The 1,130-nt window shown below is 66.1% G+C and carries 1 protein-coding gene; it reads right to left on the minus strand.

All coding sequences use genetic code 11. From position 1 onward, the window contains the following. Positions 1–404: 404 nt before the first annotated feature. A complete protein-coding gene (locus tag IG74_RS50650) occupies positions 405–905 on the minus strand; it encodes a helicase associated domain-containing protein (protein ID WP_234334696.1) in 501 nt (166 codons plus the stop codon). Between the last annotated feature and the right edge of the window lie 225 nt (positions 906–1,130).

Here is a 1,130-nt window from a genome sequence, read left to right on the forward strand (position 1 = left end):
GTCTTGTGTCGTGGTAAACCCAATTCTCTCACAACGGGCCGCTGTTCATTTTCTGAGGGTCCGGACAGAGACCCTCAGAATCGCGCTGAATAAGCCTCCTTGTCGCCGAGCGACCGCACACTGCGAATGTGGTGTTTGACCTGCAGCAGCTCAACGGGCCGACCGTCTTCTTCCCACGCAACGTCGTCGTGGAGCTCCAGGCTGATCGCCCCGTCCGGGTGATCTTCTTGTCCCCGCAGCAGCTCAAGGAGGGCCAGCTGCGGCCTGGAAGATATAGCCCAGGGCCGACGCAGATGCCTCATGCGCGGAGGACGCCATGCCCACAGTCTCCCGATTCCGATATTGCCCTGTCCAGGGCACCACACTAATCGAACGCACGTCTGGTGATGGTGGTGTTGTCGGTTCTATCTGGGGTGGATGCCGATGGTGGTGAGGAGTTGTTGCTGGGTGGGGTGGAGGGTGTTCCAACGGGTGCGTTGCTGCTCGGTCCATCGCTGGATGGCGGGGGAGTGGTCCTGGCCGGCGTCGTGCTGCTCGCGGGCTTGGTGGTAGGTGCGTTGCCAGATGTGGGGCCAGGGCGGGCACCACCAGGGGTCGAGGTTTTCAAGGGCGTGAGCTGTGGTGGGGGAAAGGCGGCCTTGCCGGGCGGCGCGGCGTTTTTGTGTCAGCCAGTCGCCCAGCGCGAAGTCGTCGTGGCGGGTGTCTTTGCTGCAGGCGAGGTGGCCGTTCAGGGCAGCGTAGGCGCGGGCGTGGGCGAGTCCGGGACTCGTGGGGTAGACGCGGCTGGTCCGGCGGCGGCCGACGGGGGCGATGCCCAGGTCGGCCAGGAGTTGTTGCTGTTGGGGGCGTAGATGTGTCCAGGCGGCGTGTTGTGCTCTGATCCAGGTTCGTACGTCAGCCGGCAAGCCGGTGGCGCGGGTTTGTGTGGTGCGGGCGCGGGTGAAGGCGCGTTGCCAGGCAAGGTCGTGCTCGATTCCTCAAAGGCGGTACTCGAAACGGCGGCGGAGGAGACGGGTGGGCGGGGCCGGTCGGCCCCAGATCCAGGGTTTGGCGCGGGCGTTGAGCTGGGCGGTGGCCACGGTGGTGACCTCGGCGATGTCGTCGGGGCCACAGAAGGAGCGGCCGGCCAG

Source organism: Streptomyces sp. NRRL B-1347 (genome assembly GCF_000720325.1).
Classification (GTDB): Bacteria; Actinomycetota; Actinomycetes; order Streptomycetales; family Streptomycetaceae; genus Streptomyces.